The organism is Sphingosinicella sp., assembly GCF_052387495.1.
GTDB lineage: Bacteria > Pseudomonadota > Alphaproteobacteria > Sphingomonadales > Sphingomonadaceae > Allosphingosinicella.
Map to the genome: position 1 here is coordinate 1 of NZ_JBQTJC010000097.1, position 8,011 is coordinate 8,011.

Sequence of the window (8,011 nt, forward strand, 5' to 3'; positions counted from 1 at the left end):
GCTTCCTCGATCGCCCGATCAAGGCGATCGACAGCGACACGGGCATTGGCGCCGACCTGACCCAGCTTCGCAAGACGGTCGAGGGCCTCGATCCCGGCCGCGGCGTCAAGCCCCGCAAGCTGTTCGGGATCATCCCCTGGGGCAATTCGCTGCGCGGCTATTTCATGAAGTATCAGTCCGCGCAAACCCACATCGCCGCGATCCTCTCCAGCCTCGCCTCGGGCAAGGACGAGCTCCTCATGGACAATGCCGCGATCGACGTCGAGCGCGCCAACATGTGGAAGACGATGGGCAAGCTTGAGCAGATGATCCACATCTCCAAGGCGCTCGACGCGAAGCTCGAGGAGAAGGCCAACGAGCTCGACGCAACCGAGCCCGCCAAGGCCAAGGCGATCCGCGCGACCGCCTTGTTCTACACCCGCCAGCGCACCACCGATCTGCTCACCCAGATGGCGGTCACCGTGCAGGGCTATCTCGCGCTCGATCTCGTCAAGAAGAACAATGTCGAGTTGGTGAAGGGCGTCGACCGCGCCTCGACCACGACCGTCTCGGCGCTGCGCACCGCGGTCACCGTCGCCCAGGCGCTGACCAACCAGCGGCTGGTGCTCGAACAGATCACCGCGCTCAATACCACCACCGCCAACATGATCGACCGGACCGGTGAGCTGCTGAAGAGTCAGACCGGCGACATCCACAAACAGGCCGCGTCGGCCACCATCCCCCTGGAGACGCTGCAGCGCGCCTTCCAGAACATCTACGACACGATGGACACGATCGACCGCTTCAAGATCGAGGCGCTCGGCAACATGAAGCAGACGGTCGAGACGCTGGGCAAGGAGGTCGAGAAGAGCCGCGGCTATATCGCCCGCGCCGAGGGCGTCGAGCAGAACCGGCAGATCGGCACCAGCGCCGAAAGCCCGTTCACGGCGCTCGAGGGCTGATGCGCGTCGCCGCCCTTCCTTCCCCTCGTCATGCCGGACTTGATCCGGCATCCGCATTCCTTGCGGCGGTGGGGAAGAACAGGCGGACCCCGGATCAAGTCCGGGGTGACGAAATAGGACGTCGATGAGCACCACCCGCCAGGTCGACCAGGCGATCGCCCGCTTCGACGAGGTGATGGGGCGGATCGACCGCGGCTCCGCCTCGCGCGCGGCGTCGCGGCGGGCAATGTCGCGCGGCGTCGCGGGCGTGGCGCGGCGGCTCGCCAATATCGGGATGGCGCTCGGCGTGCTGATCGCCGCGACCATCGCCTTCGGGCTGATCGTCGGGCCGATCGGGCTGGGCGGCCTGTTCGCGGTCGGCGCGCTGATGTTCCTCGCCGTGATTGTCTTCTCGGTCTGGAGCGGCGAGAAGCCGATCGTCGACTATAAGGAGGACATGCCGAACCGCGCCGTCGTCCAGCGGCTCGATTCGATGCTGGCGAGGAAGCGCGCCGCCCTCCCCGCTCCCGCCGCGAGCCGGATCGACGCGATCAGCGCGCAGCTGCCTTTGCTCGAAAGCCGCCTCGCCGAGACGGAATTGCTCGATCCGCTCGCGCAGGACGCGCGGCGGCTGATGGGCAAGCACCTTCCCGAGCTGATCGAGCGCTACGAGCGCGTCCCCGCCGCCTATCGCGCCGAGCGCGACGGCGAGGGCCTGACCGTCGACCAGCGCCTCGTCCAGGGGCTCGACGCGGCGAAAACCGCGCTCGACGATCTCGGCCGCAAGCTGGCGCGCGAGGATCTGAACGCCTTCGAGACGCAGGGCCGCTTCATCGAAAGCCGCTACAAGGACGGCGACGAAGCGATCCGGAGCGAGTAGGTCTGCAGCCATGGGCTTCGAGCTCGAAAACGTCCTTTATGAAACCGAGGATTTCCTCCGCCGGACGTTGCGCTCGTCGGCCAGCCGCGAGGCGCGCAAGCGCCGGGCGAAGCGCAAGTTCGAGGAGGCGCTGCGGCGGGTCCGCCGCGCCGCGTTGATCTTCGTCGGGCTGATGGCGGCTCTGGTCGCCGCCGCGATCGCGCTCGGCGGGATCGGCTTCTTCACCTGGCTGGTGGCGATCCCGACCGCGATCATCTTCGCGCTGATCAGCCTCTCCTGGCCGAGCCGACGGCAGGAGGCGCCCGCCGCGCCGGGCATGCCCAAAATGCTGCCGCTGCCAGAGCTGGCGCTGCGCGTCGAGGACGGGCTGATCGACCGGAGCAAGGAGTTTCCGGGCCGCGCGCTCCCCGCCACCGACGCGATCGTCGCGCGGCTCAACGAGCTGCAGCCGCATCTCGCCACACTCGAGCCCAATTCGCTGCCCGAGGGCGAGGCGCGCCGCCTGATCGGCGAGCATCTGCCCCGGCTGATCGATTCCTATCTCGAGCTGCCCCCAACCCTGCGCCGAACCGGCTCGGAGAGCAGCGAGCGCTTCACCGAGAGCCTGGACATCGTCGCGCGCGAGCTGGACGAGCTGCTCGAAACCTGCTGCCGCGACAAGCAGATCGGCTTCGACACCCAGCAGCGCTTCATCGAGACGCGCTACAAAGACGATCCGGACCTCTCCGGCCAATAAGCCCTTGTTCGCCGCGGGGCGCCCGGCCACACCCGGGCGGTGCTCGCCCGCCTGCTTCCGGATCGCTTCATTCTCTGGCTGCTCGCCGCGGTGCTCCTGGGGCTCAGGCTGCCGGTCACGGGCGATGCGGCGCTGGCCGTCGAATGGACGACCCTGGCGGCGGTGTTCGCGCTCTTCTTCCTGCACGGCGTCAGGCTGCCGCGCGAGGCTCTGATCGGCGGCGTCATCGATTGGCGGCTCCATCTCGCCATCCTGGCCATCACCTTCGCCGTCTTCCCGCTGGCGGGCCTCGCCCTCGCGCTCGCCTTCCCCGCTTTGCTCGCGCCCGAACTGTGGATCGGCGTGCTGTTCCTCTGCGTGCTGCCCTCGACGGTGCAGAGCGCGATCGCCTACACCTCGCTCGCGCGCGGCAATGTCGCCGGGGCGGTGGCGGCGGCGGCCTTCTCGAACCTGATCGGCGTGTTCCTCACGCCCTTGCTCGTCCTTGCCCTGCTCGAGGCGCAGGGCGCGGGCTTCTCGCTCGGCGCGATCGGCCGGATCTTCGCGCTTCTTTTCCTGCCCTTCGTGCTCGGCCACGCGCTGCGGCCGTGGCTGCTCGCTTTGGTCTCGGCCCGGCCGAAGCTGACCAATCTCGTCGACAAGGGCGTGATCCTGCTGGCCGTCTACGGCGCCTTCTCAGCGGCGACGATCGAGGGCGTGTGGCGCCGCCTGCCGCCGGGCGAGATCGCATGGCTGAGCGGATTGCTGCTCGGCCTGCTCGGCCTGATCCTGCTCGCCGCGGTCGCGATCGGGCGGCTCGGCGGCTTCGCGCGCCCCAACCGGGTCGCGATCCTGTTCTGCGGCTCGGTCAAAAGCCTGATCAGCGGCGCGCCGATGGCCCGCATCCTCTTTCCCGGCGCGGCGGCGGGGGTGGTGCTGCTGCCGATCATGATCTTCCACGCGCTCCAACTCATCGTCTGCGCCTGGATCGCCGGCGCGATGGCGCGGGGCGGGGCGGAACCAGCCACTGGCGAAACGCCCCCGGATCGGGCAGCGTGAGGCCATGACCAAGCCGCTCGCTGGCCTTCGCATCGTTGAATTCGCGGGCCTCGCGCCGGCACCGTTCGCCGCGATGATGCTCGCCGATCACGGCGCCGATGTCGTCAGAGTCGAGCGCGCTGGCTGGGCGCACCCGATTCCGGCGGACAAGGACATCTTGCGGCGGGGGCGATCGGAGATCGTCACGCTCGACCTCAAGCAGGCGGAGGGCGTGGCGCGGGCGCGGGCGCTGATCGGCGCGGCGGACGGGCTGATCGAGGGCTACCGGCCGGGCGTGATGGAGCGGCTGGGGCTCGGGCCGGACGACGTCCGCGCCGACAACCCGCGCCTCGTCTACGGCCGGATGACCGGCTGGGGGCAGGACGGGCCTCTGGCCCAGGCAGCGGGGCACGACATCAACTACATCGCGCTCGCCGGCAATTTGCACGGCTATGGCCGCGCCGAGGGCAAACCGACCGCGCCGGTCAATGCGGTCGGCGATTTCGGCGGCGGCGGCATGCTGCTTGCCTTCGCCATGCTCGCCGGCATCCTCAAGGCGCGCGCGAGTGGGCAAGGCTGCGTGATCGATTGCGCGATGGTCGACGGCGCGGCCTTGCTCGGCGCGCAGACCTTCAGCCTGCTCGCCGCCGGCATGTGGAAGGACGAACGCGGCGCCAATCTGCTCGATTCCGGCGCCGCCTTTTACGACAGCTACGAATGCGCCGATGGCAAATGGATCGCGCTCGGCGCGCTCGAGCCGAACTTCTTCGCAATGCTCAACGAGAAGCTCAACCTCGCCTCCAGTCAGTTCGACCCCGCCCTCCGCGATGAGCTGACCGCGCTTTTCCAGACGCAGCCCCGCGACCATTGGTGCGCGCTCCTCGAAGGCACCGACGCCTGCTTCGCGCCGATCCTCAGCCTCGCCGAGGCGCCCGCCCATCCGCACAACGCCGCGCGCGGCACCTTCACCGACGAAGGCGGCCTGATCCAGCCCGCTCCCGCCCCCCACTTCAAGGACCTTTGAGGATGCTCGATCTCTCCCGCCGCTTCGCTTATTCCGAGGAGCACGATTTGTTTCGCGACCAGGTCCGCAAATTCTTCGAGCGCGAGCTGGTCCCGCATCTCGACCGCTGGGAGGAGCAGGGCGAGATCGACAAAGGCTTCTGGCGCAAGGCGGGCGAGGCCGGCCTGCTCTGTCCCAATGTCGGCGAAGCCTATGGCGGCCTCGCCCTCGATTTCGGCTACAATGCGGTAATCGACGAGGAGCTCGCCTATGTCGGCTCGAGCGCCGGCATCGGCCTCCATTCCGACATCGTCGCGCCCTATATCGAGGCCTATGGCTCGGAAGAGCTGAAACGGCACTGGCTGCCGAAGATGATCTCCGGCGAGACGCCGACCGCGATCGCGATGACCGAGCCCGGGGCGGGCTCCGATCTGCAAGGCATCAAGACGACCGCGATCAAGGATGGCGGCGACTACGTCATCAACGGCTCCAAGACCTACATCACCAACGGCCAGCACGCCGAGCTGATCATCGTCGTGGCCAAGACCGACCCGGCCGAGGGCGCGAAGGGCACCTCGCTGATCCTCGTCGAGGCCGACCGCGCCGGCTTCGCCCGCGGCCGCAACCTCGACAAGATCGGGCTGCACGGCCAGGACACGTCCGAGCTCTTCTTCCAGGACGTGCGTGTGCCGCGGACGAACCTGCTGGGCGCGGAAGGAATGGGCTTCGCTTACCTCATGAATCAGCTCCCGCAGGAGCGGCTCTCGATCGCGGTCGGCGCGCAGGCTTCGGCGCAGCGCGCCTTCGACGAGGCGGTGAGCTTCACCAGGGAGCGCAAGGCGTTCGGCCGGACCGTGTTCGAGTTTCAGAACACCCGCTTCACCCTCGCCGACCTCCAGGCGAAGCTCCAGGTCGGCTGGGCGCATCTCGATTGGGCGCTGAAGCGGCACAATGACGGCAACCTCACCGCCGGCGAGGCGAGCGCGGCCAAGCTCTGGCACACCGAGCTGCAATGGGAGGCGTGCGACGCCGCGCTCCAACTCCACGGCGGCGCCGGCTATATGAACGAATATCTGATCGCCCGGCTCTGGCGCGACGCCCGCGTCACCCGCATCTTCGGCGGCACCAACGAGATCATGAAGGAAGTCATCGCGCGGGAGATCTGAAAATGACGTTCAAGCTTATTGGCTCATTCGCCAGCCCCTATGTGCGCAAGGTCACCGCCTGCCTGCACCTCAAGGGCCTCGACTACGAGACCGATCCGATCACCGCCTTCTTCGGCAATGACGAATTCGAGCGGCTGAGCCCGCTAAGGCGCATCCCGGTGTTGATCGATGGCGATCTCGCGATCCCCGATTCCTCGGCGATCTGCGCCTATCTGGACGAGGCCTGGCCCGAACCGCCCTTGCTCCCCGCCGACCCGAAAGACCGCGCCCGCGCCCGCTGGCTCGAGGAATATGCCGACACCCGCCTCGGCGACGTCTTCATCTGGGGCCTGTTCTACCAGAAGGTCGTCCATCCCCTGATCTGGGGCGAGCCGGGCGATCAGGCGCGGATCGAGAAGACGCTCGCCGAGGACGTGCCGCGCGAGCTGAATTGGCTCGAAGGGCAGCTTCCGGAGAGCGGTTACTTTTTCGGTGAGCGGATCGGGATCGCCGATATCGCGATCGCCAGCTTCTTCCGCAACGCCATCTATGCTGGTGTCGAGGTCGATCCGGAGCGCTGGCGCCGCCTCGCCGCCTTCGTCGACCGCGCCTTCGCCGAGCCCTGCTTCGCCGCCACCTATGCCTTCGAGCAGGCCCAGCTCAGCACGACGCCCCAGCGCCGCCGCGAGGCGCTCGAGCAGGCCGGCGCCAGGCTCACCGCCGAAACACTCGGCACGCGCGAGCCGAAGCGGGGGATCATGAAGCTTTAGTCGAAATGCTCGCGCTGAAAGGCGATGGCGGCGCCGAGCAGGCCGGGTTCGGGATAGGTTGAGAGCATCACCGCCGTGCGCTGCATGCGCTCGCGATAGCGGCCCTTGGCGGTGAAGCGCGATTCGAACATCGGCGTGCGCAGCAGATGGGCGATCCGATTGGCGAGGCCGCCGGTGATCGCGACGCCCATCGCGCCATGGGCGAGCGCGAGATCGCCCGCCGCCGCGCCGAAGCAGCGGACAAGGATGTCGAGCGCGTGGGCGGCGATCGCGTCGCTGCCGTCGATCGCGGCGCTCCACAAGTCGCCGGCGCGGCTCGCCTGATAGTCGCCCGCGCCGCCGAGATGGGCGTAGATGTCGATCAGGCCCGGGCCCGAGACGATCCGCTCGATCGATGCTCGACCGTAGCGGGCGGCGAGCGTGTCGGCGAGCTCCTCTTCTTCGGGATCAAGCGGGGCGAAGCCGATATGGGCGCCCTCGGTCTCGATCACCGTGACGTCGGCACCCCGCCGGGCGAGGATCGCGACGCCGAGACCCGTACCCGGGCCCATCACGCTGATCGCCCCCGACTCCGGCAGCGCGGCGGGTCCGAGGATCGTCTCCAGCTCGCCCTCCCCCAGCGCCGAGACGGCATGAGCGACCGCGCCGAAATCGTTGAGCAGGGTGAGCCGCTCCAATCCAAGCGCGCCGGCGATCTCGAAGCGCGGGATGCGCCAGTCGCTGTTCATGAAGCGCAGCACCTCGCCCTCGATCGGCGCGGCGACGGCGAGCGCGGCGTCGCGCGGCAAAGGCTCGCCCGCCTCGGCGGCGAATCGCGCCCAGGCCGCCTCCAGCCCCGGATATTCGCGCGTCCGGTAGCGCTTCATCGGCCCGAGCGCGGGCCGCCCCTCCCCGTCCAACGTGGCGAGGGCGAAACGGGCATGCGTGCCCCCGATGTCGCCGACGACGATGCGGGTCACCGGTTGCGGCGTCCTTCGATCAGGTCGTCGACCAGGCCGGGATCGGCAAGTGTCGAGGTGTCGCCGAGCGCGCCGTAATCGCTTTCGGCGATCTTCCTCAGGATGCGGCGCATGATCTTGCCGGAGCGGGTCTTGGGCAGCGCGGGCGTGAAGTGGATCAGGTCGGGGGTCGCGATCGGGCCGATCTCGCGGCGCACCTGCTGCCTGAGCTCGCCCTCCAGCGCCTCGCTCCCCGTCTCGCCCGCGATCAGCGTGACGTAGGCGTAGATGCCCTGCCCTTTGATGTCGTGCGGATAGCCGACCACCGCCGCCTCGGCGACCTTCGGGTGAGCGACCAGGGCGCTCTCGATCTCCGCCGTGCCGAGCCGGTGGCCCGAGACGTTGAGGACATCGTCGACCCGGCCGGTGATCCAGTAATAGCCGTCCTCGTCGCGGCGGCAGCCGTCGCCGGTGAAGTACATGCCTGGGTATTGAATGAAGTAGGTGTCGCGGAAGCGCTGGTGGTCGCCATAGACCGTGCGCATCATTCCTGGCCAAGGCCTGCGGATGCACAGGTTGCCGCTTGCCGGCCCATCGGCTGG

At 68.5% G+C, this 8,011-nt stretch carries 9 protein-coding genes; 7 read left to right on the forward strand and 2 right to left on the reverse strand.

From position 1 onward, the window contains the following. The 7 genes from ACT4N8_RS05445 to ACT4N8_RS05475 all read left to right on the forward strand — a co-directional run. Positions 1–941: toxic anion resistance protein (locus tag ACT4N8_RS05445; protein WP_444857118.1), on the forward strand; the 941-nt coding region annotated here is incomplete at its 5' end. Between the two features lie 124 nt (positions 942–1,065). After that, positions 1,066–1,800: a hypothetical protein gene (locus tag ACT4N8_RS05450; protein ID WP_444857119.1), complete on the forward strand. Its 735-nt coding sequence runs from the start codon at positions 1,066–1,068 to the stop codon at positions 1,798–1,800. Positions 1,801–1,810: 10 nt separating this feature from the next. Next, complete coding sequence (locus tag ACT4N8_RS05455; protein ID WP_444857120.1) at positions 1,811–2,536, forward strand: hypothetical protein; 726 nt, start codon at positions 1,811–1,813, stop codon at positions 2,534–2,536. A gap of 39 nt (positions 2,537–2,575) precedes the next feature. Beyond that, positions 2,576–3,574 (forward strand): bile acid:sodium symporter family protein, encoded by a 999-nt coding sequence (locus tag ACT4N8_RS05460; RefSeq protein ID WP_444857121.1) that lies wholly within the window; start codon positions 2,576–2,578, stop codon positions 3,572–3,574. A 4-nt stretch (positions 3,575–3,578) separates the two neighbouring features. After that, the gene (locus tag ACT4N8_RS05465) at positions 3,579–4,577 is read left to right on the forward strand and encodes a CaiB/BaiF CoA transferase family protein (RefSeq protein WP_444857122.1); all 999 of its coding nucleotides are present in this window, start codon (positions 3,579–3,581) and stop codon (positions 4,575–4,577) included. A gap of 2 nt (positions 4,578–4,579) precedes the next feature. Next, a complete protein-coding gene (locus tag ACT4N8_RS05470; RefSeq protein WP_444857123.1) occupies positions 4,580–5,722 on the forward strand; it encodes an acyl-CoA dehydrogenase family protein in 1,143 nt (380 codons plus the stop codon). Between the two features lie 2 nt (positions 5,723–5,724). Continuing rightward, positions 5,725–6,471, forward strand: a complete 747-nt coding sequence (locus ACT4N8_RS05475; RefSeq protein ID WP_444857124.1) for a glutathione S-transferase family protein — start codon at positions 5,725–5,727, stop codon at positions 6,469–6,471. Here the strand turns inward: ACT4N8_RS05475 and ACT4N8_RS05480 are convergent. Both ACT4N8_RS05480 and ACT4N8_RS05485 read right to left on the reverse strand, forming a co-directional pair. Then, positions 6,468–7,430, reverse strand: a complete 963-nt coding sequence (locus ACT4N8_RS05480; protein WP_444857125.1) for a glucokinase — start codon at positions 7,428–7,430, stop codon at positions 6,468–6,470. The genes ACT4N8_RS05475 and ACT4N8_RS05480 overlap by 4 nt on opposite strands. Next, positions 7,427–8,011 (reverse strand): AMP-binding enzyme (locus tag ACT4N8_RS05485; protein WP_444857126.1); only part of this gene is annotated, 585 nt, incomplete at its 5' end. The genes ACT4N8_RS05485 and ACT4N8_RS05480, both read right to left, overlap by 4 nt.